The sequence below is a fragment of the Sphingomonas sp. genome, from assembly GCF_036731925.1.
Taxonomy (GTDB): domain Bacteria; phylum Pseudomonadota; class Alphaproteobacteria; order Sphingomonadales; family Sphingomonadaceae; genus Sphingomonas.
This window is the reverse complement of sequence record NZ_DAINDJ010000001.1, coordinates 334,364-359,513: the sequence shown is the minus strand read 5'-3', so window position 1 is coordinate 359,513 and position 25,150 is coordinate 334,364. Positions and strand designations below refer to the sequence as shown.

General features: G+C 67.7%; 23 protein-coding genes. 18 read left to right on the top strand and 5 right to left on the bottom strand.

Features of this window, described 5'->3' with window-relative positions:
• Positions 1–22: 22 nt before the first annotated feature.
• Together V7E00_RS01700 and V7E00_RS01695 are read right to left on the bottom strand one after the other, a co-directional pair.
• Entirely contained in the window at positions 23–1,231 is a 1,209-nt protein-coding gene (locus tag V7E00_RS01700; protein WP_333570976.1) for an ABC transporter permease, read from the bottom strand.
• The gene (locus V7E00_RS01695) at positions 1,228–2,160 is read right to left on the bottom strand and encodes an ABC transporter ATP-binding protein (protein ID WP_333570975.1); all 933 of its coding nucleotides are present in this window, start codon (positions 2,158–2,160) and stop codon (positions 1,228–1,230) included. Before V7E00_RS01695 ends, V7E00_RS01700 begins: the two co-directional genes overlap by 4 nt.
• A 41-nt stretch (positions 2,161–2,201) precedes the next feature.
• Here V7E00_RS01695 and queG point away from each other — a divergent pair, with 41 nt between their 5' ends.
• The 5 genes from queG to V7E00_RS01670 all read left to right on the top strand — a co-directional run bounded on the left by queG (position 2,202) and on the right by V7E00_RS01670 (position 7,349).
• Positions 2,202–3,347 (top strand): tRNA epoxyqueuosine(34) reductase QueG, encoded by a 1,146-nt coding sequence (gene queG, locus V7E00_RS01690; protein ID WP_333570974.1) that lies wholly within the window; start codon positions 2,202–2,204, stop codon positions 3,345–3,347.
• Between the two features lie 146 nt (positions 3,348–3,493).
• Positions 3,494–4,108, top strand: a complete 615-nt coding sequence (gene rpsD / locus V7E00_RS01685; RefSeq protein ID WP_066720121.1) for a 30S ribosomal protein S4 — start codon at positions 3,494–3,496, stop codon at positions 4,106–4,108.
• Positions 4,109–4,214: 106 nt separating this feature from the next.
• Positions 4,215–5,849, top strand: a complete 1,635-nt coding sequence (locus V7E00_RS01680; RefSeq protein ID WP_333570973.1) for a M28 family metallopeptidase — start codon at positions 4,215–4,217, stop codon at positions 5,847–5,849.
• A 175-nt stretch (positions 5,850–6,024) separates the two neighbouring features.
• Positions 6,025–7,002 carry an agmatine deiminase family protein gene (locus V7E00_RS01675; protein WP_333570972.1) on the top strand — a complete coding sequence of 326 codons (978 nt, stop codon included), beginning with the start codon at positions 6,025–6,027 and terminating at the stop codon, positions 7,000–7,002.
• A complete protein-coding gene (locus tag V7E00_RS01670) occupies positions 6,999–7,349 on the top strand; it encodes a DUF3147 family protein (protein WP_333570971.1) in 351 nt (116 codons plus the stop codon). Before V7E00_RS01675 ends, V7E00_RS01670 begins: the two co-directional genes overlap by 4 nt.
• Before the next feature lie 11 nt (positions 7,350–7,360).
• On the opposite strand, the gene V7E00_RS01665 is transcribed toward V7E00_RS01670, so the two are convergent.
• Positions 7,361–9,187 carry a methyl-accepting chemotaxis protein gene (locus V7E00_RS01665; protein WP_333570970.1) on the bottom strand — a complete coding sequence of 609 codons (1,827 nt, stop codon included), beginning with the start codon at positions 9,185–9,187 and terminating at the stop codon, positions 7,361–7,363.
• A gap of 242 nt (positions 9,188–9,429) precedes the next feature.
• Between V7E00_RS01665 and aguB the strand changes: the two genes are divergently transcribed.
• Positions 9,430–10,278, top strand: coding sequence for an N-carbamoylputrescine amidase (gene aguB, locus V7E00_RS01660; RefSeq protein ID WP_333570969.1), 849 nt, complete (start codon positions 9,430–9,432; stop codon positions 10,276–10,278).
• A gap of 18 nt (positions 10,279–10,296) precedes the next feature.
• Here the strand turns inward: aguB and V7E00_RS01655 are convergent, their stop codons facing one another.
• On the bottom strand, positions 10,297–11,523 hold the full coding sequence (locus V7E00_RS01655) for a DUF418 domain-containing protein (protein ID WP_333570968.1): 1,227 nt from the start codon (positions 11,521–11,523) through the stop codon (positions 10,297–10,299).
• A 74-nt stretch (positions 11,524–11,597) separates the two neighbouring features.
• Between V7E00_RS01655 and V7E00_RS01650 the strand changes: the two genes are divergently transcribed.
• The 3 genes from V7E00_RS01650 to V7E00_RS01640 all read left to right on the top strand — a co-directional run bounded on the left by V7E00_RS01650 (position 11,598) and on the right by V7E00_RS01640 (position 15,341).
• Positions 11,598–13,280, top strand: coding sequence for a GGDEF domain-containing protein (locus V7E00_RS01650; protein WP_333570967.1), 1,683 nt, complete (start codon positions 11,598–11,600; stop codon positions 13,278–13,280).
• 54 nt (positions 13,281–13,334) lie between these two features.
• Positions 13,335–13,541, top strand: coding sequence for a hypothetical protein (locus tag V7E00_RS01645; RefSeq protein ID WP_333570966.1), 207 nt, complete (start codon positions 13,335–13,337; stop codon positions 13,539–13,541).
• A 120-nt stretch (positions 13,542–13,661) separates the two neighbouring features.
• Complete coding sequence (locus V7E00_RS01640) at positions 13,662–15,341, top strand: long-chain-fatty-acid--CoA ligase (protein ID WP_333570965.1); 1,680 nt, start codon at positions 13,662–13,664, stop codon at positions 15,339–15,341.
• A gap of 136 nt (positions 15,342–15,477) precedes the next feature.
• Here V7E00_RS01640 and V7E00_RS01635 read toward each other — a convergent pair whose 3' ends face one another.
• Complete coding sequence (locus V7E00_RS01635; protein WP_333570964.1) at positions 15,478–16,857, bottom strand: NAD-dependent succinate-semialdehyde dehydrogenase; 1,380 nt, start codon at positions 16,855–16,857, stop codon at positions 15,478–15,480.
• A 146-nt stretch (positions 16,858–17,003) separates the two neighbouring features.
• Here V7E00_RS01635 and V7E00_RS01630 point away from each other — a divergent pair, with 146 nt between their 5' ends.
• The 9 genes from V7E00_RS01630 to V7E00_RS01590 all read left to right on the top strand — a co-directional run bounded on the left by V7E00_RS01630 (position 17,004) and on the right by V7E00_RS01590 (position 25,029).
• Positions 17,004–19,040: a S9 family peptidase gene (locus V7E00_RS01630; protein WP_333570963.1), complete on the top strand. Its 2,037-nt coding sequence runs from the start codon at positions 17,004–17,006 to the stop codon at positions 19,038–19,040.
• 53 nt (positions 19,041–19,093) lie between these two features.
• Positions 19,094–19,339 carry an exodeoxyribonuclease VII small subunit gene (locus tag V7E00_RS01625; RefSeq protein ID WP_064312561.1) on the top strand — a complete coding sequence of 82 codons (246 nt, stop codon included), beginning with the start codon at positions 19,094–19,096 and terminating at the stop codon, positions 19,337–19,339.
• A 3-nt stretch (positions 19,340–19,342) separates the two neighbouring features.
• Positions 19,343–20,251, top strand: a complete 909-nt coding sequence (locus V7E00_RS01620; RefSeq protein ID WP_333570962.1) for a polyprenyl synthetase family protein — start codon at positions 19,343–19,345, stop codon at positions 20,249–20,251.
• Between the two features lie 19 nt (positions 20,252–20,270).
• The gene (coaD, locus tag V7E00_RS01615; protein WP_125974136.1) at positions 20,271–20,780 is read left to right on the top strand and encodes a pantetheine-phosphate adenylyltransferase; all 510 of its coding nucleotides are present in this window, start codon (positions 20,271–20,273) and stop codon (positions 20,778–20,780) included.
• A gap of 85 nt (positions 20,781–20,865) precedes the next feature.
• Positions 20,866–21,654 (top strand): peptidylprolyl isomerase, encoded by a 789-nt coding sequence (locus V7E00_RS01610; RefSeq protein ID WP_333570961.1) that lies wholly within the window; start codon positions 20,866–20,868, stop codon positions 21,652–21,654.
• A gap of 13 nt (positions 21,655–21,667) precedes the next feature.
• The gene (queA, locus tag V7E00_RS01605; protein WP_333570960.1) at positions 21,668–22,699 is read left to right on the top strand and encodes a tRNA preQ1(34) S-adenosylmethionine ribosyltransferase-isomerase QueA; all 1,032 of its coding nucleotides are present in this window, start codon (positions 21,668–21,670) and stop codon (positions 22,697–22,699) included.
• A 10-nt stretch (positions 22,700–22,709) separates the two neighbouring features.
• Positions 22,710–23,204 (top strand): EF-hand domain-containing protein, encoded by a 495-nt coding sequence (locus V7E00_RS01600; protein ID WP_333570959.1) that lies wholly within the window; start codon positions 22,710–22,712, stop codon positions 23,202–23,204.
• Positions 23,205–23,399: 195 nt separating this feature from the next.
• Entirely contained in the window at positions 23,400–24,371 is a 972-nt protein-coding gene (locus V7E00_RS01595; protein ID WP_333570958.1) for a cation diffusion facilitator family transporter, read from the top strand.
• Entirely contained in the window at positions 24,364–25,029 is a 666-nt protein-coding gene (locus V7E00_RS01590) for an HAD hydrolase-like protein (protein ID WP_333570957.1), read from the top strand. The genes V7E00_RS01595 and V7E00_RS01590 overlap by 8 nt, the downstream gene beginning before the upstream one ends.
• Positions 25,030–25,150: the final 121 nt, after the last annotated feature.

The following is a 25,150-nucleotide window of genomic DNA, read 5'->3' as shown; positions in this document are numbered from 1 at the left end:
CTCTCCCTCGAGAGAGAGGATTTCACACTGCCGCCCGCTTCCCCAGCTTCGGACTCCCGGACTTGAGCACCCCGCGCCGGAACAGCCGCGCCGCGATGGTGAGCGTCCCCGCCACCCACAGTGCCTGCCAGACGAAGGCGAGCGCGTGCGGCCACAGTTCCGGCGCGTTCGCCGCGCGCGCAGCCATCGCCATGGGCGAGCTGAACGGCACGATCTCCGCCGCCATCGCTACCCAGCTCCCCGGATTGCCCGCGGCATAGGAGGCCATGCCGAACATCGCGAACTGGAAGATCGTGATCGGCAGCGACAGCATCTGGATCTCGCGCTGGGTGGAGGCAAGCGAGCCCACCCCCAGGAACACCGCGCTCTGCAACAGATAGGCCATGACGAAATAGCCGACGAGCAGCAGCGGGAAGATCGGCCCCACCGCGACGCTCAGGCTGGTCAGCACGCCCGCAGCATCGCCGGGCAGCAGCCGCGGCAGGTTGGCCACGAGCGTCCCCCAGAAAGCGACGAACAGCAGCGCCGAGCCGAAGGCGCCGAGCAGCTTGCCGAAGAACACGCTTTCCAGCGGCACCGCCGCAGCGAGGATCTCGATCACCTTGTTCGAGCGCTCCTCGGCCATCGCGCCGACCGCCTGGCCCGAAAGCATCAGCGTGACGAGGAAGATCGCGAAGGTGGAGAAGTATGCCGCCTGCCCGCGCCCGCTGACGGTAGGGGCCTCGACGGCGATGGTCTCGAAGCGCGGCGTGCTGCGGATGCCGCCGGCACGTTCGGCCCGCAGCGTCTGCGCGGCGAGCGCGGCGAGATAGCGGCCCTCCGCTTCGGCACCCGCGCGCCGAAGCACGGTCGGGTGCTCGAGGGAACCATAGAGCACCGCCGCCGCTTCGATCGCGTCCGAGTCGAACAGCGCCCGGGCCTGCCGCGCCGCGTCACCTTGCGGCGCTTCCAGCTGCAACTTGGGCCGAGCGGAATCGCGGCTGAACACGCTGCGCAGTTCGCGATCTGCGGCGCGCACGCCGTCCTGCTGGCCGGCGGGCACGATCGCGACGATCACCTGCCGGGCCTCGCCGGCGGCCCCGGCAGCCTGGCCGCTCAGCCCGCCGATGATGCCGAAGCCGATCATCAGCAGCGGGCTCAGCAGGAAGAGCAGGAAGGTCGGCGTCATCACCGTCGCGGTGAGGTCCCGGCGGGCGATGGTCAGCGCGTGGCGGAGGAAGCGCGGCATCATGCGATCGTCTCCGGCTGGGCGGCGGCGGCGGCGGCTTCTTCACCGACGATGCGGACAAAGGCGTCGTGCAGCCCGGGCCGCTCGATCGACAGGCCGGAAATGCCGTGTCCGGCCTCGATCAGCCGAACCAGCAGCGCCTCGATCCCGCCGTCGGGCACGGTGAAGCGCCAGCTCCCCCCTTCCCGGACCGCATCGGCGGGCAACATCGCCCCGATCGCATCGGCATCATGATGCGGCGTGTAGCGGGCACGCAGCGGCAGCAGGGCGCGAGCTTCGTCGACCGTACCCTCGAACCGCACCCTGCCGCCGGCGATCACCGAGATGCGCTCGCACAGCCGCTCGGCATGCGCCATGACATGGGTGGAGAAAAGGATGGTCGCGCCACGATCGCGCTGGCCGCGGATGAGCAGCTCCAGCCGCTCCTGGTTGACCGGGTCGAGCCCGGAAAAGGGTTCGTCGAGCACCAGCAGGTCGGGTTCGTGCACCACCGAGCCGAGCAGCTGCACCAGCTGCGCCATGCCCTTGGAAAGCTTTCGGATCTTGTCGTCGGCGGCGTGGCCGAGGCCCGCGCTTTCCAGCAGCTCCCCTGCCCGCTTGCGGCCAGCGGCCCAGGGCAGCCCGCGCAGCGCGCCCATGAAGGCGATCGCCTCGCGGCACTTCATGTTGGGGTAGAGGCCGCGTTCCTCGGGGAGGTAGCCGACATGGTCGCTCATGTCGCGCGGGTGGCGGCTGCCGAGCAGCGTGCGCTCACCTTCGTCCGGCTCGATGATGCCGAGCAGCATGCGCAGCGTGGTGGTCTTGCCCGCGCCATTGGGCCCGAGCACCCCGTAGATCAGGCCTTCGGGAACGGCGATACGCACGCCATCCACGGCACGACGCTCGCCAAAGCGTTTCACGAGCCCGGAGGCACTCACGGCCAGTTCCTGCACTTTGCCTCCCCCTTGCAATCACAACGTGGTAGCGGGTGCGCGTGCGGCAAGACAAGTCCATCGAAGAACAGCTGAAGGCAAAGGCGCGCGAGATCGGCTTCGCGGCGTGCGGCATCGCACATGCCGACGCCGCGCCGCAGACCGCCGAGCGACTCCGCCAATGGCTGCGCGAGGGCGCGCACGCCGACATGCTGTGGATGGAGGAGCGCGCCGAACAGCGCGGCAGCCCCAAGGGCTTGTGGCCGGAGGTGCGATCGGTGATCGCGCTGGGCATGAGCTATGCCCCCGCCAACGATCCGCTTGCGCTGGCGGGGGAAGGCGAGGTCGGGCGCATCTCGGTCTATGCGCAAGGCTCCGACTATCACGACGTGGTGAAGCGCCGGCTGAAGGAGCTTGCCCGCTGGCTGGTCGCCGAGGTGCCGGGCGCCGACGTGAAGGTGTTCGTCGACACTGCCCCGGTGATGGAAAAGCCGCTGTCGGAAGCCGCCGGGCTCGGCTGGCAGGGCAAGCATACCAATCTGGTGAGCCGCAGCCATGGCAGCTGGCTGTTCCTCGGCGCGATCTACACCACGCTGGACCTCGCCTCGGACGGCCCGAGCGGTGGCGGCTGCGGCAGCTGCGACGCCTGCCAGACCGCTTGCCCGACGGGTGCCTTTCCCGCGCCCTACCGCATCGATGCCCGCCGGTGCATCTCCTACCTCACCATCGAGAACAAGGGCCCGATCCCGCACGAATTTCGCCAAGGCATCGGCAACCGCATCTATGGCTGCGACGATTGCCTGGCGGTGTGCCCGTGGAACAAGTTCGCCACCGCAGCACAGGCCAACCTCGCCTTCCACCCGCGCGCCGAGCTGACCGTGCCCTACCTCGCCGACCTGCTGGCGCTCGACGATGCGAGCTTCCGCGCGGTTTTCGCCGGCTCGCCGATCAAGCGCATCGGCCGCGACCGGATGATGCGCAACTGCCTCATCGCCGCAGGCAACAGCGGCAGCGTGCGGTTGCTGGCGCGGGTGCTGGCACTGCTCGACGATCCCGCGCCGGTGGTGCGCGGTGCGGCCGCATGGGCGCTGGAAAGGCTTGATCCGGTACGCTGGCGAACAGAAGGCGATGCCCGCGCCGCGCACGAACCCGACCCGCAGGTCCGCGCCGAATGGGCCGGACTTGACTCGCCCGCCCCGTCCCGCTAGGCGCGCCCCTTCGCAATTGGCCCCGCACCCCCGGTGAAGCGGTGGCCCTGCGCTCTTTCCACGGAAAAGGCACAGGCGAAACCGGGATCGCGATCAGGACGGTTCGCCGCCCGGGTCAACGTCACAGCAATTGGTAAGGAATTGACATGTCGAAGCGCTCCAGCGCCAAGCATAAGCTCGATCGCCGCATGGGCGAAAACATCTGGGGTCGTCCGAAGTCCCCGGTGAACAAGCGCGAATACGGCCCGGGCCAGCACGGCCAGCGCCGCAAGGGCAAGATGTCGGACTTCGGCATCCAGCTGCGCGCCAAGCAGAAGCTCAAGGGCTATTACGGCGACATCACCGAGAAGCAGTTCAAGCGCTCGTACGAAGACGCCTCGAAGATGAAGGGCGACACCGGTCAGAACCTGATCGGCCTGCTCGAGCAGCGCCTCGACATGATCGTCTACCGCGCCAAGTTCGCGCCGACGATCTTCGCGGCCCGCCAGCTGGTCAACCACGGCCATGTCCGCGTCGACGGCGAGAAGTGCAACATCGGTTCGCGCCGCATCAAGCCGGGCCAGGAAATCAGCCTGAGCGGCAAGGCGCAGGAAATGGCGCTCGTCATGGAAGCGCAGAGCCTGGCCGAGCGCGACATCCCCGACTATGTCGCGCCGGACGGTGCGGCGAAGGTCACCTTCACCCGCGTGCCGACGCTCGACGAAGTGCCGTATCCGGTGAAGATGGAACCGAACCTGGTCGTCGAGTTCTACTCGCGCTAATTCGGCTCCTTCGGGAAACGAGAAACGGGGCGGTCCTTCGGGGCCGCCCTTTTTCGTTGTGCGGACGGGCACGAATCCGCAGAACAGGCGCACCAGGAGGAATTCCATGCGCTTCTCGTTGCTTGCCCTTGCCCTGCTCTCGACCGCAGCCGCCGCCCAGGCGCAGACCGCCGCCCCGGCCATTTCGCTCGACACGCTGAAGACCGTCACCCAGACGCTCTCCTCCGACGCGTTCGAAGGGCGCAAGCCGACCAGCGCGGGCGAGGACAAGACGATCGCCTATCTGATCGAGCGTTTCCAGAAGGCGGGGCTCAAGCCCGGCAACAATGGGCAATGGGTGCAGGATGTGCCGCTGGTCGAACTCAGCGTGCAGAGCCCCAGCAAGCTCGCCTTTACCGGCGGCAAGACGCCGGTATCGCTGGCCTATGGCAGCGAGGCGGTGTTCTCCACCTATCGCGTCACCCCGAAGATCGACCTGAAGGACAGTGAGGTCGTGTTCGTCGGCTACGGCATCAACGCGCCCGAGCGCGGCTGGAACGACTATGCCGGGCTGGACGTGAAGGGGAAGACGGTCGTCATCCTGATCAACGATCCGGACTGGCAGACGATGACGCTGGATGGCCCCTTCGGCGGCCGGGCGATGACCTATTATGGCCGCTGGACCTACAAGTACGAGGAAGCCGCCCGCCAGGGCGCGGCGGGCGCGATCATCATCCATGACACCGAGCCGGCCGCCTATGGCTGGGGCGTGGTGGAGAGCAGCTGGGGCGGCCCCAAGCTCGAGCAGGACACGCCCGGCGATCATACCGACCAGTCGCAGCTGATCGGCTGGATCCAGCAGGATTCGGCCAAGGCGCTCTTCGCCAGCGCGGGCAAGGACTATGCCGCGCTGGTCGAGGCGGCCAAGCACAAGGGCTTCAAGGCGGTGCCGCTAGGGGTGAAGGCCTCGGCCAGCTTCGGCGTCGGGATCAAGCGCCAGGCCTCGAAGAACGTCGTCGGCATCCTGCCCGGCACCGCGAAGCCGGACGAGGTGGTGCTGTTCTCTGCGCATTGGGACCATCTCGGCCGCTGCAAGCCGGTGAACGGCGACGACATCTGCAACGGCGCGGTCGACAATGCCACCGGCACCGCGGGGCTGGTCGCGCTCGCCGAGGCCAATGCCAAGACAGGGCCGGCCAAGCGCAGCATGGTGTTCCTGGCGGTGACCGCCGAGGAACAGGGGCTGATCGGCTCGCAATATTATGCCGAGCATCCGGTCTACCCGCTCGCCAAGACCGTCGGCGGCGTGAACATGGACGGGCTCAACATCCACGGCAAGGCGAAGGACTTCGTGCTGGTCGGTGCCGGCAAGTCCGAGCTGGAAGAGATGGTGAAGCCGCTGGTCGCCGCCGAGGGCCGCGTGATCGGCGTGGAATCGACGCCCGAGAAGGGCAGCTATTACCGCTCGGATCATTTCAGCTTCGCCAAGCTGGGCGTGCCGATGCTCTATGGCGAGAGCGGCGACGATCTGGTCGTCGGCGGCAAGGCGGCCGGCGCCAAGGCGGCGGAAGACTATACGGACCAGCGCTACCACAAGCCGCAGGACGAATATGATCCCAAGTGGAACTGGGACGGCGCGCTGTCGGATCTGCGGATCTATTACGGCCTGGGTCGCGCGCTGGCCGAGGGCAGCAGCTGGCCGAACTGGTTCAAGGACGCCGAATTCCGCAGCATCCGCGACAAGGCGCGCGCGACGCAGTAACCCCCGTCTCTCTACGCCGTCATTCCCGCGAAGGCGGGAATCCATTTGCCAGGACCGCGCGGCTCCTGCTGCGAACGCACAGGACAATGGATCCCCGCCTTTGCGGGGATGACGGCTGGTTGGGTGGGAACGCCCGGCCTTTCCCCTGTCACGCTACGGGGGTAAAGGCCGCGCCATGACTCGTACTCCTCCCCCCGAATGGGCGCCGCATGATGCGGTCTGGATCGGCTTTCCCAGCCATGCTGACCTCTGGGTCGAAGACCTGGAGCCCGCCCGTGAAGAAGTGATCGCCTTCGCCCGCGCGGTCCATGCCGAAGGCCGCGGCGAGCGCGTGATCCTGGTTGCGGCCGATGACGCCGCCGCCGAAGCCGCCCGCATCATGGCCGGCGACGCCGCCGAGGTGGTGACCGAACTGTTCGGGGACATCTGGCTGCGCGACACCGCCGGCATCATCACCGGCGACGGCGTCGCGCAAGACTTCGGCTTCAATGGCTGGGGCGGCAAGTACGACCTCGAAGGCGACGACACGATCGGCGCGCGCCTCGCCGCGCATCGCAAGCTCGCGACCGCCAAACATGGCTGGATCCTGGAAGGCGGCGCGATCGACGGGGACGGCACCGGGCTGTGCGTCACCACCGAACAGTGCGTGCTCAACCCCAACCGCAACCCCGATCTCGACCGCGCGGGCATCGAGGCGAAGCTGGCGGCCGATCTCGGCTATGATCGCGTGCTGTGGCTGGGCGACGGCCTCGCCAACGACCATACCGACGGCCATGTCGACAACCTCGCCCGCTTCATCGGCCCCAACCGTCTGCTGATCCCCACGCCCGCCGAGGACGACCCCAACGCCGCAGTCTACGCGGACGCGGTCGCGCGCGCCGAGGCATTCGGTGTCGAGGTGGTGCGGATGCCCTCCCCCGGCACGGTGCCGGACGAGGATGGCGAGCCGATCCCGGCCAGCTACATGAACTTCTACATCGGCAATGCCGCCGTGGTGGTGCCGCTGTACGGCCAGCCGAACGACCAGGCAGCGATCGAGACGCTGCAGGACATCTTCCCCGGGCGCACCATCGTCGGGCAGCGGGCCGACCACATCCTCACCGGCGGGGGCAGCTTCCACTGCATCTCGCAGCAAATCCCGACCATCGGGTGACCGCCTTCGCCGTTCGCGCGCTGCTCTCCGGGCTGATCATCGCCGCCGTGGCAATGATCGCCCGGCGCAGTCCCGCGTTCGGCGCGCTGGTCGCGTCGCTGCCGCTGATCTCCCTCCTCGGGGTACTCTGGCTGTGGCGCGACACCCACGACCCGGCGCGCGTGGCCGACCATCTCCAGGCGACCTTCTGGTACGTCCTGCCCTCGCTGCCGATGTTCCTGCTGGTGCCCGCGCTGCTGCGCGCGGGCACGGGCTTCGCACCCGCCCTGCTCGCCGGCGTCGCGCTCACCATCCTGCTCTATCTCGCCACTGCCGCAGCACTGGCACGGTTCGGCATCACGCTCTGAGCCGCCCGGCGTCAGAAGCTCTGCCAGTCCTCGACATCGCGAGTCATCGCGCGGACCGCAGCGGCAGGCAGCGGACGGGCCTCGGCGGGTGTCGCGAACTTCCCGTGCAGCGATGCGCCGCCGCCTTCGCGCGAGACCCGGAACCGGGTCGCCTGGTCGCTGAGCAGGCGCGTCTCGTTCGAGAGGTTGCGGGCTGCCGCCGAGGTTTCCTCGACCATGGCCGCATTCTGCTGGGTGGCGCTGTCCATCGTGTGCACCGCCGTGGTCACCTGCACGATTGCCGCGGCCTGGGCATTGTTGTCGGTCGCCATGTTGCCCAGCAGCTGGTGCACCTGCGCGACGTCCTCCGAAATGTTCGACAGCGCGCCGTCCACCTTCTGCACCGCCTCCACCGCGGTGCCGATCTCCGACTGGGTGACGGTCAGCTGATCCCGGGCACGCTTGGCTTCCTCCTCTGCCCGCATCGCCAGCGCGGAGACGAGGTCCGCCACCACCGCAAAGCCGCGGCCGGCCTCACCGGCACGCCCTGCTTCCACCGCGGCGTTCATTGCTAGCACGCGCGTCTGGAAGGCGATCTTGTCCAGGCCTTCGATGACACTGTCGATGCCCTTGGCACTGTCCGCCACGCGGCCCATCGCCTGCACCGCCTCGTCGGTGATCGCACGGCCACCCTGCACCGTCCGGATCGCGCCGTTGGCGCGTTCGACCGTGTCGCCTGCCGCCGCCGCAGTGGCCTTCAGCCGGCCGTCGATCTCACCGATCGACGCCGCGGTTTCGGCGAGCGACGCCGCGGTGCTCTCCGTGCGCCGGGCGAGATCCTCGGATGCCTGGGCGATATCCTTCGAGCCGGTGCTGATCCCCTGCGCGCTTTGAATCACGGTGCCGATCAACGTGCGCAGATTGTCCAGCGCCTCGTTGAAGTTGCTCTTCAGCTCGGCATAAGCCGGGGGGAAATGCGCAGTGACGGGGCGGGTAAGATCGCCGGCCTTGAGCGCGGCGAGGCTGTCGCGCAGCGCCCCGGTGACGGTGGCCTGCTCGGCAGCGGACGCGGCGGCGCGATCGCGCTCCTTGGCGATCGCCGCCTTCAGGAAGCCATCCACCGAGCGGGTGATGTCGCCGATCTCGTCCTGCTGTTCCAGGTGCGGCAGCGCCGCCTCGCCAGATGCGCGCGCGCGCTCGGTGATGATCTCCGCCAGCTTCCGGATCGGCGCGATGACCTTGCGCGTGATCGTCAGGAAGGAGATGGCTAGCACGATGCCGGCCAGAACGGCCAGCGCGGCCATGCCCAGCCGGGCAGCTTTCGCGGCTTCCCGCGCCTGGTTCGCGACCTCGCCGGAGATTTTGATCTGCAGATCGACCAGCTGGTTGATCGTCTCCGATACGGGATCGATCGCGGGATAGAGCTCGTGGCGAACGAAGCCGTCCAGAGCGGCAGCGTCGCCAGTGCGAAGGATCCCGCTGAGGCGCTCGACCTTCTCGTCGGCGATTTTCATCCGGGCTTCGGCTTCGACGGCCAGCTTGCTTTCATCGCCCGCAATCCGCGTGGCGCGATAGTCGGCCCATGCCTTGTGCAGCGCGGTGCTGCCCGCGGCCACGTTCCGGCTCGCCTCGTCGAACCCGATATTGCCGTTGCGGGCCTTGTGCGCGGTATCGACGATCTGCACCGCATACCGGTCGGCCACGATCTTCAGTTGCCCCAGGGGCACCACCCTGTCGGCCAGGAGCGTCGCCAATGCGCGCTCGCTGGAGCGGGCGGACCAGTAGCCGAGGCCGACGAGCAGCAGCGTCGCGACCCCGAACAGGGCGAGGCAGCCGAGGAGTTTCTGTTTGATGGTCATTGGGCAATCTCAGGCATCAAGGCGACCGCGCTGTTGAGGGCTCCTCGGAGCGTTCCCCTGCGCGGGATACGCGTAGTCGGGTGGGCGGAGCCCCGAAGCGCCTGCTGTTCTTCCCTGTGTTATAGAGCCGTTTCGCAGCCGTGACTGCAGATCTGCATCTTTGGTGGACTCTACGAGGGTACGCCCGGAGGGCCCGCAGTTCGGGGCTGGATTCCGGGACACCATCCACTACATGGCGCGGCATGACCAAGATCACTGTCGGCGCGCTGCAGCTCGCCTTCTCGAATGATATCGATGCGAACATCGCGCGCGTGACCGAAATGGTTCGTGAAGCGGCAGGCCGCGGCGCGCAGGTCGTGCTGCCGCCCGAGCTGTTCGAGGGCGAATATTTCTGCCGCGTCGAGGACGAGGGGCTGTTCGCCAACGCCAAGCCGGTGACCGAGCACAAGGCGGTGCTGGCAATGCAGGCCCTGGCCGCGGAACTCGCCATCCACATCCCGACCAGCTTCTTCGAGGCCGATGGCCCGCACCACTATAACAGCCTCGCGATGATCGGACCCGACGGCAAGGTCTCGGGCGTGTACCGCAAGAGCCACATTCCCGACGGCCCCGGCTATGAGGAGAAGTTCTACTTCCGCCCCGGCAACACCGGGTTCAAGGTGTGGGACGGCCCCGGTGCCAAGCTGGGCGTGGGCGTGTGCTGGGACCAATGGTACCCGGAAACCGCGCGCGCGATGATGCTGATGGGCGCCGAACTGCTCTTCTACCCGACCGCGATCGGCAGCGAGCCGCATGACGACAGCCTCGACACCGCCCGGCTGTGGCGCCGTGCGATGGTGGGCCATGCCGTGTCCAACGTGGTGCCGGTGATCGCCGCCAATCGCGTCGGGACCGAACATGGCCAGACCTTCTACGGCACCAGCTTCATCACCGACGAGCGCGGCGACATCCTCGCCGAGCTGGACCGTGCGGAAGAGGGCGTGATCACCGCGACGCTCGACATCGATCGGGTGAAGCGCCACCGCGCCGCCTTCGGCTTCTTCCGCGATCGCCGGCCGGAACTCTACGGCCGGCTCGTGCAGGATATCTGACCGGCAGGCTCCGGCGTGTCAGCGCGTCGGAGCCTGGTCCCTGCGGCGAAAGGGCACGTCGCGGCGGAGGTAGGTCAGCGCCCGCCAGACCCACTCGATCGGGCCATATTGGAAGCGCGCCAGCCACCAGTGGGCGACGACGATCTGCACCGCGATCGCCGCCAGCCCGATCCATAGCCGGGTCGCGGCATCCCAGTCGTCATATTTGCCCAGCCCATAATGGTAGAAGATCGGCACGAAGACGGCCGATTGCAGGATGTAGTAGGTGAGCGTCAGCCGCCCCGGCGCGGCGAGCGGCTGCACCAGCCGGCGTCCTGCACCGTCATAGAGCGCGATCACCAGCAGCGCCCAGAAGGCGGTACCCGCCAGGTCCAGCCACATGTTGATGAGCGCCCAGAAGGCGCGGTCTGCCCCCAGCCCCAGTCTCAGCCCGGCAAAAGCCTCGCGCGCCGGCTCGCGGCCGATAAAGAGCAGCACCGCCAGCAAGCCGGCGACAACCAGCGCCGGGAGCCGCCACGCGCGGCTCTTCGCGAGGTCGCCGAAGAAATTGGTGCGCCCCAGCACCAGCCCCAGCAGATACAGGCCCAGGATCTGCACCATCCGGCCATATTCGAGGAAGAACCAGTATTTGGATTGCTGCCCGGCCCATAGATTGATCCGCAGCACCTGCCAGAGGTCGCCGCTCAGATATACCGGCATGCCGGGATCGACCGAGGACTGCGCCGGCGCATTCGCCCAGCCCGCCCCCAGCGCCCCGGCCACCAGCTGCACGATCAGGCTGGGGCCGATCAGGCAGAACACCGCCCCGCCCAGCAGCAGCCCGTTGCTCCGCACCCGGTTGAACAGCAGGAGCAGAAAGCCGATCGCCGCCAGCGTCTGCATGATGTCGCCCCGGTAGATCAGCGCGTGCAGAAACCCGATGCATTCCAGCAGGAGCAGGCGCCAGGCGAAACGCGCGGTGAAGTCCTCGCCGCGGCGCGCCGCCCGATCCATCAGGATGAAGAAGCTGAAGCCGAAGCATAGCGCCAGTAGCGAAAAGCTCTTGCCCATGAACAGCGCGAAGACGATGTCGGTGATCCAGCCCGGCTTTTCGACCGCCCAGAACAGCTCGTAACTTTCGATGACGTGCACCAGGAACAATGCCATCAGCGCGAAGCCGCGCAGCACGTCCACCACGCCCAACCGGCTGCTCGCGGAAACGGCGCCGGCGCCCGGGCTGGTGTCGGGGCGGTGGCTTCGAGGCATTCCGGCGATGTCAGCAGTGCCAGGCATCGGCCTCATTTACGTCTTCTTTGTCCGACAGGCGTAGCGACGCCATCATGGTTAGCGCCCTTTCCCGCCGGCTGCTCTGCATCGCGTTTGCCGCGCTGCTCGCGTGCATCGTGCCCCCGGCACATGCCCAAGCGGGCGTTGCCGGTCAACCACTTGGCACGTGCCTGCTGGTGGACAGAGGGCAGCGGATGGACGAGCTGATCCGGCACCCGGAACGATTCGACTGTACGACTCCGCAGCACCGCTTCGGTTCCGGCGATTTCTGGGCAATCACCACGTCGATCGATCGGCGGTCGACCTTTGCCGAGCCCCTCGCCCTGCGCTTTGCCAGCCTCTGGCAGGACAGCCTCGCGATCCACCTTCTCTATGCCGACGGCACGGTGCGCAGCTGGCAGAGCGATCAGCGCGGCATCAGCCCGCTGCTCCAGCTCGGCGCCATTGGCCAGCTGTCGGTGCCGGTGCGCGACCCCGCGCTGGTCCGCGCGCTGTTCCATGTGAAGGGCGCCGCCAACCTGCGCGGCATCGCCTCCGGGGTTCGCATCGCCACCGAACGGGAGGGCGGGCGCGCCAATCTCGTGCTGGCCGCGCTCTACACCTTCTTCGCGGGCATGGCCGCGGCGCTGATCGTCTATAATCTCGCGCTCTGGTGCGCGATGCGGCACCGGTTCCAGCTGCATTACTGCATGCTGCTGGCGGCGTTGCTAGGCTATACGTTCACTTCGTCCGGCGCCTTTGCCTGGGTGGCACCGATGCTCGCGAACAACGATCGCCTCCGCTTCAACTATGTGTTCATCGGCCTCGCCGGCGGGGCAGCGGCGCTGTTCACCCGCAGCTTCTTCGAAGACCAGCCGATGCCACGCTGGCTGGATCGCGCCAGCCAGATCGCCGCCATGGCCGTGCCGTTCTCCGCCATGGCCGCCGCGCTGCTGGGTGCCGTGCATCTGCGGATCGCCGATCTGCTGTATACGCTCGCGTTCGGCGGGCTGCTCGCCATCGTCATTCCCACGCTGTGGGGCGCGTGGCAGCGGCGATCCAATTTCCTCTGGCTGTTCGCCGTCGCGTGGAGCGCGCCGATCCTGCTGGCGGCAGTGCGGATCAGCGCGGCGCTCAACTTTGTCCCGTGGAATTTCTGGATCGACAACTCCACGATCCTGTCGATGGGGATGGAGGCACTCGTCTCGTCGCTGGCGGTGGCCTATCGGATCAAGTTCCTGCGGGACGAACGCGATGCCGCGCTCACCCGCGAGATCATCGCGCGCAATCTCGCCGATATCGATCCGCTCACCGGCCTGCTCAATCGCCGCGCCTTCCTGCAACGCGCGATCGGCCGCAGCGAGCAACAGCAACTGCTGCTGATCGATATCGATCACTTCAAGCGCGTCAACGAAACGCTCGGCCATGACGGCGGCGACGAGGTGCTGCGCCTGTTCGCCGCCGCCCTGCGGAACGCCGCGCCCGATCCGGTGCTGGTCGCCCGCATGGGCGGCGAGGAATTTGCGCTGGTCACGCCGGCGGCACAGCGGATCGAGGCCGATGCCCTGCTCGCCACGCTGCGCAAGGTGCGCATGCCCTTCGATCTGACCATCACCGCAAGCATCGGCACCTGCAGCGGTTCGCTTGCGACCGATCTGGACTGGAAGGCGCTCTATCGGTGTGCGGACTGCGCGCTGTTCGAAGCCAAGGCGGCCGGCCGGGACCGTGCCCGGGCGCTGCGACTCGACGCGGCTTGAGCTTGCCCGCGCGTGTCGCCGGGTGTAGACGAACGCCGAGGGAAGAGGGGAACCATGTCGCGTCACAAGCGCCTGTTGCTGGTCGCCGGAGCAATTGCGCTCCTGGTTGCAGTCGTGCGCCCGCCGCGCCCCCATGCCGATCTCACGATCCTCACCCACCGCGCGGGCGACACCGCGCCGCAGCAGGTGCACGCGGCGGTCGACCTGGGCATTCTCGCCGTTTCGGTGCTCGTCACCTGGAGCCGCCAACTCGCCCGCTGAAGTGCGGAACCAACCCCGGATAGTGCCGTAGAGACAGGACGCGCAGCACGCGCGATGACTCTGCATGTGCGGTGAAAACCGCGCTTGCATGGCAAAATCGGGTTGCTTACACTGATGTCAATGACAAAGCCCGAAATGGTCTGGAAGACCGCCTATCGGCATCCAGGAGAGTGGGATCGCAGCTACGCGCCGCGGTCCATGGTAGACCTGTTCGAGGAGAGCGCGGCCGCCCATCCGCACGCGCCCTTGCTCGATTTCATGGGTCGCATCTACAGCTATGGCGAGACGCTGGACGGCGCCAATCGCGTCGCCTGCGGCCTGCGCGCGCTGGGCTATGGCCCGGGCGACCGGATCGGGCTGTTCCTGCCCAATGTGCCGCATTACGTCGCCGCCTATTACGGCATCCTCAAGCTGGGGGCGACGGTGGTGAACTTCTCGCCGCTCTACTCGGTCGAGGAACTCGCCGCGCAGGTAGCCGACTCGGGCACCAGGCTGCTCTTCACCCTGTCCGCCACCGCCCTGCTCCCCACCGCGCTCAAGGTGCTGGAAAAGAGCGATCTCGAACGGCTGGTGGTCGGTTCGGTCGCCGGTGCGCTGCCTACCGCCAAGTCGCTCTTCTACCAGCTGTTCCGCGGCAGCGAAGTCACCGCCAAGCCGCACGACGCGCGCATCCTCGCCTTTTCCAGGCTGATCGCCAACAAGGGCGATTGCACGCGCCCCGAGATCAATCCCGAGCAGGACGTCGCGCTGATCCAATATACCGGGGGCACGACCGGCACGCCCAAGGGGGCGGTGCTGACGCATCAGAACCTTTCGGCCAATGCGCGCCAGGTGGCGGAACTCGATCCGGAACTCGGACAAGCCGATGATTCGGTGCTGGGCGTGCTGCCCTTCTTCCACGTCTTCGCCAATACCTGCGTGCTCAACCGCACGGTGATCACCGGCGGCAAGATCGTGATGCTGCCGCGGTTCAACGCCCAGCAGGTGCTCACCGAACTGCGCCGCACCAAGCCCCGCTCGCTGCCTGGCGTGCCGACCATGTACCAGGCGCTGCTCGATGCACCGGGCATGAAACCCAGCGACTTCTCGTCCTTGCGCTTCTGCATCTCGGGCGGCGCGCCGCTGCCCGAGCAGCTCAAGCTCAACTGGGAATCGATCACCGGGGCGCACATCATCGAAGGCTATGGCCTGTCGGAAAGCTCGGGCGTGGTGTCGGCCAATCCCTATGTCGGGCTGAACAAGAGCGGCACGATCGGGCAGCCGATCGCCGGCACGCGCGTGCGGCTGGTCGACAAGGAAGATCCGCGCAAGCCCGCCCCCGAAGGCGAGCCGGGCGAGATCGTCGTCCAGGGGCCGCAGATCATGCGCGGCTACTGGAACCGGCCCGAGGCGGATGTCGGCACCTTCGTCGACGATCACTGGCTGCGCACCGGCGATGTCGGCATCATCGACGAGGACGGCTATATCCAGATCGTCGACCGGCTGAAGGACATGATCGCGGTCGGCGGGTTCAAGGTGTTCCCCAGCCAGATCGAGGGCGTGCTCTACACCCATCCGGCGGTGAAGGAGACGCTCGTCCTCGGCCTGCCCGATCCCTATCACGGCGAACTGCCCCACGCCTATGTCGCGCTGAACGACGGCATGACGGCGGACGCGAAGGAGATGTGCGACTGGCTGAACGCGCAGCTCGGCAAGCACGAGCGCGTCAAGGAAGTGGTGATCCGCGACAGCCTGCCGAAGACGATGATCGGCAAGCTCAGCCGCAAGGACCTGCTGGCCGAGGTGAAGGCGGAGCGGTGAGTCCCGTCCTCTAGCCCCTCCTCCTTGGAGGAGGGGTTGGGGGTTGGAGGGATTCCAGAACGCGGCTTGGTCTCTGCGAGACACTGCCCCACCCCAACCCCTCTTCTGAAGGGGAAGGGCTGAGGCTGCTGGTCCCTCAATCCCCCGGCTTGCCGCCGCCGAACATCACCGCCTTCAGGTTCATGAACTCGTGCAGCCCCCAGGGGCCGAGCTCGCGGCCATGGCCGGAGAGCTTAACGCCGCCGAACGGCGCCTCGGGCACCGACGCGAGCAGCGAATTGACCGCCGTCATCCCCGCCTCGATATCCCGCGCGAACCGCTCGATCTCGGCCTCGTCCTGCGTCCACACCGACGAGCCCAGGCCGTACGGAACATCGTTGGCCACCGCGATGGCCTCGTCGATGTCGGCGACCTTGTAAACCGCCGCGACCGGGCCGAAGATCTCTTCCTTCGCAACGTCGCTCTCGGGATCGAGGTCGACCAGCACGCCCGGCGTCATCCACGCGCCTTCCCGGTCGATCTTCGTGCCGCCGGTGAGCAGCTTGGCCCCGGCAGCCTGCGCCTTGGCGATCTGCTCCACCACGGTGTCGCGCTGCTGCACGCTGGAAAGCGGCCCCATCACCGTCTCCTTGTCCATCGGATCGCCGATCTTCACGGCCTCCATGCCCGCGACGAACTTCGCGAGGAAGGCGTCGTAGACGTCCGCGTGGACGATCATCCGCTTGGAGCAGATGCAGCTCTGGCCGGCATTCTGCACCCGCGCCGTCACCGCGGTCTTCACCGCCGCATCGAGGTCGGCCGAGGGCATGACGATGAACGGATCGGAGCCGCCCAGCTCCAGCACCACCTTCTTGAGCGCGCGGCCCGCTGCTTCGGCGACCTTTGCGCCCGCACCCTCCGAGCCGGTGAGCGTCACCGCCACCACCCGCTTGTCCGCGATGATCGCATCGACCTTGTCGGACTTGATCGCGAGGTTCTGGAACAGCCCCTCGGGCGCCCCGGCCTCGCGCACCATCGCCTCCATCGCCGCCGCGCAGCCCTGCACGCTGGAGGCGTGCTTGAGCAGCGCGACGTTGCCGGCGAGGATCGTCGGCGCGAGGAAGCGTACCGCCTGCCAATAGGGGAAGTTCCATGGCATCACCGCCAGCACCGGGCCCAGCGGCAGCCAGCGCGCCACGGCATGGCCGGTCGGCGTCTTCACCGTGTTCGGCGCCAGATAGGCAGGGCCATGCTCGACATAGTGGCGGAAGCCGGAGATGCACTTCTCCACCTCGGCCAGGCCCGCGGTGATCGTCTTGCCCATTTCGCGCACCGCCAGTTCGGCGAGGTGCTGCTTGTTGGCTTCCCATGCGTCGGCGATCTTGCCGAGCAGCGCGGTGCGCGTCTCGATCGAGGTTTCGCGCCACTGCTTGTACCCGGCCGCCGCACGCGCCAGCGCCGCCTCGATCCCGGCATCGTCCAGCTCGGCGATGCGATCGACGGTCTCGCCGGTCGCCGGATTGATGATTTCGAACATCCGCAAGTCTCCTTCGCGCTCTCAAACGCGGACCTAGGCATGGGGTGCCGCTCCCGCAATCATACCGCCGTCGAATGTCCGCGTACCGACTTGCCAAGCGCTCCGCGCCCGAACACGATGCCGCATCTGTCTTGCCGGAGACCTCCATGCGCCTCATCCCGCTCGCCCTGCTGCTCAGCACCGTGGCCCCCGTTCCCGCCCTGGCCCAGGAGGGGCCCACCCGCCGCTTCACCGGCAGCGACCTGTTCGCGCTCGAACAGGCGAGCGATCCGCAGATCAGCCCGGACGGCGGCAAGGTCGCCTATGTCCGCCAGTCGGCCGACATCATGACCGATCGCGGCCGCGCGAGCATCTGGCTGGTCGACGTGAAGACCGGCCAGCAGACCCCGCTCGTTGCCGGCACCGGATCGCACAGCCAGCCGCGCTGGTCGCCCGACGGCACAAGGCTCGCCTATGTCTCCAGCGCCGAGGGTGGCGCGCCGCAGCTGTTCGTCCGCTGGATGGCAACCGGGGCCACCGCGCGTGTCACCGGCCTGCCGGACAGTCCCCAGAACATCGCCTGGTCGCCGGACGGCACGCAGATTGCCTATACCATGACCGTGCCGAGCGAAGGCATGAAGCTCGGCAGCCAGCCGCCCAAGCCCGAAGGCGCCAAATGGGCAGAGCCGCTGGAGGTAATCGACCGCGTCACCTACCGCGCCGATGGCGGCGGCTATCTCAAGCCGGGGTCGGACCACATCTTCGTCGTCTCGGCGGACGGCGGCGCGCCGCGCCAGGTGACCTTCGGCAAGAACGACGATGCCGGCCCGCTTGCCTGGTCGAACGACGGCCGCACGGTCTTCTTCGGCAGCAACCGCCGCCAGGATTGGGAGCGCGAGCCCAACGACAGCGAGATCTACGCCGTCGACGTCACCTCCGGTACGCTCACCCAGATCACCAGGCGCTACGGCCCTGATGCCGCGCCGGTGCTCTCCCCCGATGGGGCCCGCATCGCCTATCTCGGCTTTGACGATACGCACCGCAGCTTCCAGAACACCCAGCTCTATGTGATGAACCGCGACGGCAGCGGCGGCCGCTCGCTCACCGCCGGACTCGACAAGAGCATCGACAGCGCGGTGTGGGCAAAGGACGGGCGCAGCCTGTTCGTCTCGTACGATGACCATGGCCGCAAGCAGGTCGCCCGCATCGGCCTCGACGGGAAGGCGAGCACCGTCGCGACCGGCCTCACCGGCGGCGGGCTAGACCGGCCCTATACCGGCGGCGATTTCTCGGTCTCGGCGGCCGGCATCATCGCCTATACCGGCGGCGACGCGCTGCATCCGGCCGACATCTATGTGAACGGCCGCCGCCTCACCCGGCTCAACGACAATCTGCTTGCCGCCAAGACGCTCGCACCGGTGACGCCGCTTGCCGTTACGGCGCCCGACGGCCGCAAGATCGACGCCTGGCTGGTCACCCCGCCCGGCGTGAAGCCCGGCACGCGCGTGCCGACCATCCTGGAGATCCATGGGGGACCGCACACCGCCTATGGCCCGGGCTTCTCGACCGACTATCAGCTCTACGCCGCGCACGGCTATGCGGTGCTCTACGCCAATCCGCGCGGCAGCACCTCGTACGGCGAGGAATTTGCCGACCTGATCGACAAGAAATATCCCGGCGACGATTACGGCGACCTCATGGCCGCGGTGGATGCCGCGGTCGCCGCGGGTGTCGCCGATCCGGACAATCTGTTCGTCACCGGCGGATCGGGCGGCGGCGTGCTCACCGCCTGGATCGTCGGCAAGAACGACCGTTTCAAGGCCGCGGCCACGCAGAAGCCGGTGATCAACTGGATCAGCGAGGCGCTGACCATGGACGCAACCGGCTTCACTTCGCGCTACTGGTTTGCCAAGCAGCCCTGGGAAGATCCGATGAGCTATTGGAACCGCTCGCCGCTCAGCCTGGTAGGCAACGTCAAGACGCCGACGATGGTCGTCGTCGGCAGCGAGGACTATCGCACCCCGGTGAGCGAATCGGAGCAATATTATGCCGCGCTCCAGATCCGCGGCGTGCCGACCGCGCTGGTGAAGGTGCCCGGCGCCAGCCATGGGGGCTTCACCGCAAGACCCAGCCAGTCGGCCGCCAAGGCGGCGGCGATCCTCGCCTGGTTCGATCGCTACCGCACCAAGCCGGCCAGCCAGTAAATAGCGGCGGGGCCCGGTTGCCATCGGGCCCCACCCTGCCGCATAGCGGCACCATGACCGACCAAGCGGATATCACGGCGCTCTCCTTTGAAGAGGCGCTGAAGGAACTGGAGAAGATCGTGAGCCGGCTGGAGAGCGGGGAAGCGGCCTTGCAGGAGGCGATCGACCTCTATGAACGCGGCGACCAGTTGCGCCGGCAATGCGCGGCGCGCCTGGATGCGGCGCAGGCCCGGATCGAGGCGATCCGCACCGATGCCGACGGCCGCGCCGCCGGTACTACCCCCTTCGCGGCCGGCTGAGGCGTGGCGAGCGTGACCCATGCCTCGCTCCCCCTCGAATCGGCGCTGCGCCAGGTCGCAGCCGAGATCGACGCCCAGTTCGACCGGCTGCTCGAAGTGCCGGATGATCCTCGCGCCGACCTGTACCGCGCGATGCGCCACGCCGCGATCGGCGGCGGCAAGCGGCTGCGCCCGCTGCTGGTCTTCGCCACCGCACAGCTCTTCTCCGTGGACAGGCAGTGCGCCGCGCGCGTGGCGACCGCGCTGGAATGCATCCATGTCTATTCGCTGATCCACGACGATCTGCCCGCGATGGACAATGACGACATGCGCCGCGGCAAGCCTACCGTGCACAAGGCGTTCGACGAAGCGACGGCGATTCTCGCGGGCGACTGCCTCCACGCGCTCGCCTTCGAAATCCTCGGCCATGAGGCGACGCATCCGGACCCCTATGTGCGGGTGGAGCTGATCGCCGAACTCGCCCGCGCCTCCGGCCCATCGGGCATGGCAGGTGGCCAGATGATGGACCTGGAGGCGGAGAAGGCCAGCTTCGACCTCGCCACCGTCACCCGGCTGCAGGCGATGAAGACCGGCGCGCTGATCAGCTGCGCCGTCGAATGCGCCGCGATCCTCGGCCGCGTCTCGCCCGAGGCGCGCACGGGTCTGCGCGGCTATGCCCGCGACATCGGCCTCGCCTTCCAGATCGTCGACGATATCCTGGACGCCGAGGGCGACGAGGCCCTGGTCGGCAAGAAGCTGGGCAAGGACGGCGCGGCGGGCAAGGAAACCTTCCTGTCGCTGCTCGGCATCGATCGTGCGCGCGAACAGGCGCGCATGCTGGTCGACCAGGCGATCGCCCATCTCCACGCCTATGGCCCCGAGGCCGATCTGCTGCGCGACGTGGCGCGCTTCACGCTCGAACGCGACCGGTAAGGACCGGGGGAGAACCCGCATGCACAGCCGTATCGGGGTCTATCCCGGCACCTTCGATCCGATCACCCGCGGCCATATGGACATCATCCGGCGCGGCGCGAAGCTCGTCGACCGGCTGGTGATCGGCGTGACCACCAACCCGTCCAAGTCGCCGATGTTCACCGTCGAGGAGCGGATGGCGATGGTGCGGCGCGAGGTGGAGGGGCTGCCCGGCACGATCGAAGTGGTCAGCTTCGATTCGCTGCTGATGGACTTTGCCGAGCGCGAGCGCGCCAGCGTGATCGTCCGCGGCCTGCGCGCCGTCGCCGACTTCGAGTATGAATATCAGATGGCGGGCATGAACCAGCAGATCAATGACCGGATCGAGACCGTCTTCCTGATGGCCGATGTCTCGCTCCAGCCGATTGCCAGCCGGCTGGTGAAGGAGATCGCGATGTACGGCGGCCCGATCCACCGCTTCGTCACCGAGGCCGTGGAAGCCGATGTCGCCGCCCGCGTCGAACTGCTCGGGCGCAAGGGCAGCAACTAACCGCACCATGCCGTCAGCCGGGCTTTGCGCTGCCCGGCGATTGCGGTAGAGCCGCGCATTCACCAGAAAACGAGTGGGAAGTTCGATGCGTTTCCTAGCCACGATGGCCGCCATGGCCGCCACGCTGTTCGCCGTGCCGGCGCTGGCCCAGGGTGGCGGGGGCAAGCCAAAGCCCGTCATCGAGCCGCTGAAGGGCGTCAACTCCGACGCTAACACGCGCCCCTCGGTTCTGGTTCCCGCCGACCCGGAGAATACCTGGGTGCTGGACCTGTCGACCGGCGGCCGCGTGCTGATCCGCCTGCGCCCGGACGTGGCGCCGAAGATGGTCGAGCGGATCAAGACGCTTACCCGCCGCCATTTCTATGACGGCCTGACCTTCCACCGCGTCGTCGACGATCCTTACAACATCGCCCAGGGCGGCGATCCCAAGGGCGACGGCACCGGCGATTCGGACCTGCCCAACGTGCCCGCCGAGTTCAGCTCGCTGCCGCATGTCCGCGGTACTGTGTCCGCGGCGCGCCGCGGCGCGGCCGACAACGCCACGCCCGAGCAGAAGACCGAGGCGGAGAACAGCGCGAACAGCCAGTTCTTCATCATGATGCAGCCCAAGCTGGCGTTCGACCACGACTATACCGTGTTCGGCCGCGTCACCTCTGGCATGGAGTGGGTCGACAAGATCGAGCGCGGTGAGCCGCCGCAGCATCCGACCGTGATCATCCACGCCTATATCCAGTCGGACAATCCCCCGGCCTATCAGCCGCTCGCCCCTGCCGCCCCGGCGGCAACGGGCCCGACGCTGATCCCGGTGGGCCCGAGCGTTCCCGCCACGAAGCCGTTGCCTGCCGCGAAGAAGCCGGCGCCGAAGAAGAAGTGATCGCGCGGATCCCGTGAACGTCGACCTTTTCGATTTCGACCTGCCGAACGAGCGGATTGCGCTTCGCCCGGCCTCCCCGCGCGACTCCGCCCGCCTGCTGGTGCTCGACGGCACGGAAACGCGCGACGCAATCGTGCGCGACCTGGCGGCGCAGCTCCGCCCCGGCGACTGCCTGGTGTTCAACGATACCCGCGTGATCCCCGCCCAGCTGGAGGGGACGCGCGGTGAGGCACGGATCGGCGCGACGCTCCACAAGCGCGAGGGGCCGCGCCGCTGGCGTGCCTTCATCCGCAACGCCAAGCGGCTGCGCGACGGCGATGCGATCAATTTTGGCCCTGATGCGATCGCCATCGCCTCGGACCGCGCCGAGGACGGCAGCTTCGCGCTCGACTTCCAGGGCGACGAGCCGGTCGAGCTGCTGCTCGAGCGCTGCGGCCGCATGCCGCTGCCCCCCTATATCGCCTCGAAGCGCCCGACCGACGCGCGCGATGCCGACGATTACCAGACGATGTTCGCGGCGGAGCCGGGCGCCGTCGCCGCACCCACCGCGGCGCTGCACTTCACGCCCGCGCTGATGGCCTCGCTGGAGGCGGCAGGCACCGGCCACACCACGCTGACCCTGCACGTCGGCGCGGGCACCTTCCTGCCGGTCAAGGCGGAGGATACCGCCGACCACAAGATGCATGCCGAATGGGGCCGCATCACGCCGGAAGTCGCCGATAGGCTCAACGCCGTGCGCGCGGCGGGCAACCGCATCATCGCGGTGGGCACCACCAGCCTGCGCCTGCTGGAGAGCGCGGCGGACGAGAACCGCGTGATCCAGCCGTTCGAGGGCGACACCGCGATCTTCATCACGCCGGGCTATCGCTTCAAGGGCGTCGACGGGCTCGTGACCAACTTCCACCTGCCGCGCTCGACGCTGTTCATGCTGGTCTCGGCGCTGATGGGCCTGGATCGCATGCAGGCGGCCTATGCCCATGCGATCGAAACCGGCTATCGCTTCTACAGCTATGGGGATTCGAGCCTGTTGCTCCCCGTCCGCTGAAGGGAATCCCATGCGCCTGTTCCTGCTGCTCGCCGCCTGCACCGCCGCCCTGCCCGCCGCCGCCCAGCAACGGCCCGCGCCCGACCCGATAACGGTCAACGCGCCCGGTGCGCAGCCCCAGGCGACGGTGATCGCCGAGCCGGTTGCGCTGCTGGTCGCCGGGTTCGACGCGGACGGCGACGCCCGCGTCACCCGCGCGGAGTTCGATGCCGGGCTCAAGCGCAGCTTCGACAGCGCCGATACCGGCCATAGCGGCATGCTCGGCTACATCGCCTATTCGGACTGGTCGCTGCGCTGGATGGGGGATCGCAACACCCTGCCCAGCCCCTTCGAGCTCGATCGCGACGGGGACAACAAGGTGAGCTGGGCCGAATTCCAGGATCGATTCGCGCAGATCTGGACGCGGTTCGACAAGAACAAGGATGGGGTAATCGAGCGCAGCGAGCTGGTGACGATCAGGCCGCCTGCGTTCAACCCGATGGACGGCAAGCGCAAACGCCGCTGAACCGGATCGGTCCGATAGGGCACCTTCCGTACTTCGTGCCCCTGCGAAAGCAGGGGCCCAGGGTCGCAAGCGGCGTCCTCTCCTACCCTGGGCCCCTGCTTTCGCAGGGGCACGGCGGCTTGGGCACGGCTGCCGAAACACTTTCCTCCCAATGCGCTAGCATCACATGGGGGACGCCCGCTAGGATCGCCTGACATGTCGGGAAATCACGCACACGGCCATCACCACGGCCATTCACACGGCCACGGGCACGGCCACGGCCATGGCCACGGCCACAGCCATGCGCCCGCCGATTTCGGCCGCGCCTTTGCGATTGGCACCGCGCTCAACATCGCCTTCGTGCTGATCGAAGGTGGCGCCGGGCTGTGGACCAATTCGATGGCGCTGCTGGCCGACGCCGGCCACAACCTGTCCGACGTGCTCGGCCTGCTGATCGCCTGGGTCGGCGCGGAGCTCGGCAAGCGCCCGGCGACGCCGCGCTTCACCTATGGCCTGGGCGCTTCCTCGATCCTCGCCGCGCTCGCCAATGCGCTGCTGCTGCTGATTGCGATCGGCGCGATCCTGCTGGAGACGGTCCAGCGCTTCGCCGATCCGCCCGCCGTGGCGCCGATCCCGGTGATGCTGGTGGCGGGCGCGGGCATCGTCGTGAATCTCGGCACGGCGCTGCTCTTCGCCCGCGGCCGCGATCACGACATCAATGTCCGCGGCGCCTATCTCCACATGGCGGCCGATGCTGGCGTATCGGCGGCGGTGGTGGTCGCCGGCGCGCTGATCTGGTGGACCGGGCTGCGCTGGATCGATCCGGCGATCAGCCTGCTGGTCGTCGTGGTGATCCTGGTCGGCACCTGGGGGTTGCTGCGCGAATCGCTCACCATGGCGCTGCAGGCGGTGCCCGATCGCATCGACCTGGAAGCGGTGGAGCGCACGTTGCTTGCCCAGCCCGGCGTCACGCGGGTCCACGATCTCCATGTCTGGCCGATGAGCACCACCGAGGCTGCCCTCACCGCCCATCTCGTCATGCCCGATGGTCATCCGGGTGACGCATTTCTGATTAATCTTCAGCAGCTGCTCGTGCACGATTTTCGGATCGAGCACAGTACGGTACAGATTGAGTTGGGCAACGGGGCGGAGTGCCGGATGCATGGAACTGGTAGCGGACATGGCTGACACGGGCGCCATCGCGACCCGACCTCTCGACCTCGTCATCTTCGACTTTGACGGCACCTTGTCCGACAGCGGCGACTGGTTCGTCTCCGTCGCCAATGACCTCGCCGAACGCTTCCGCTTCCGCAAGATCGCGCCCGACGAGGTGGAGCTGCTCCGCCGCAAGAGCTCGCGCGAGGTGATCGAGTTCCTCGGCATCGCGCGCTGGAAGATGCCGTGGATCGCCCGCTATGTCCGCAAGCTGGTGAGCCGCGAGGCGCACCGGATCGAGCTGTTCCCCGGCACGCCCAATTTGCTGGAACGCCTGGTCGACATGGGCGTGAAGCTGGCGCTGGTCACCTCCAACTCGGAGGAGAATGCGCGCAAGATCCTGGGCCCGCGCTACGCCGCCAAGATCCATTGCTATGCCTGCGGATCATCGCTGTTCGGCAAGGCGCCGAAGTTCCGCCGGGTGCTGCGCAAGATGGGCGTCGCACCGCACGCCGCGCTGGCCATCGGCGACGAGACCCGCGACGTGGATGCCGCGCGCGAAGTCGGCATGCGCGCCGGATCGGTGCTGTGGGGCTATGCCGCCGAGGACCTGCTGACCGGCATGTCCCCCGACGCGGTGTTCCGCACGCCGGAGGATATCGTGCGCTACGTCAGCCAGCACCGGGGCTGAGCGGCGGAGACTTCCTCCGCCATCAAGGCAGAGCAATCGCATTTCGCAAATTACCCCGTCATCCCCGCGAAGGCGGGGATCCATTGATCCTGATGCCTCCGTTCTTTCCTCGAACGCACCG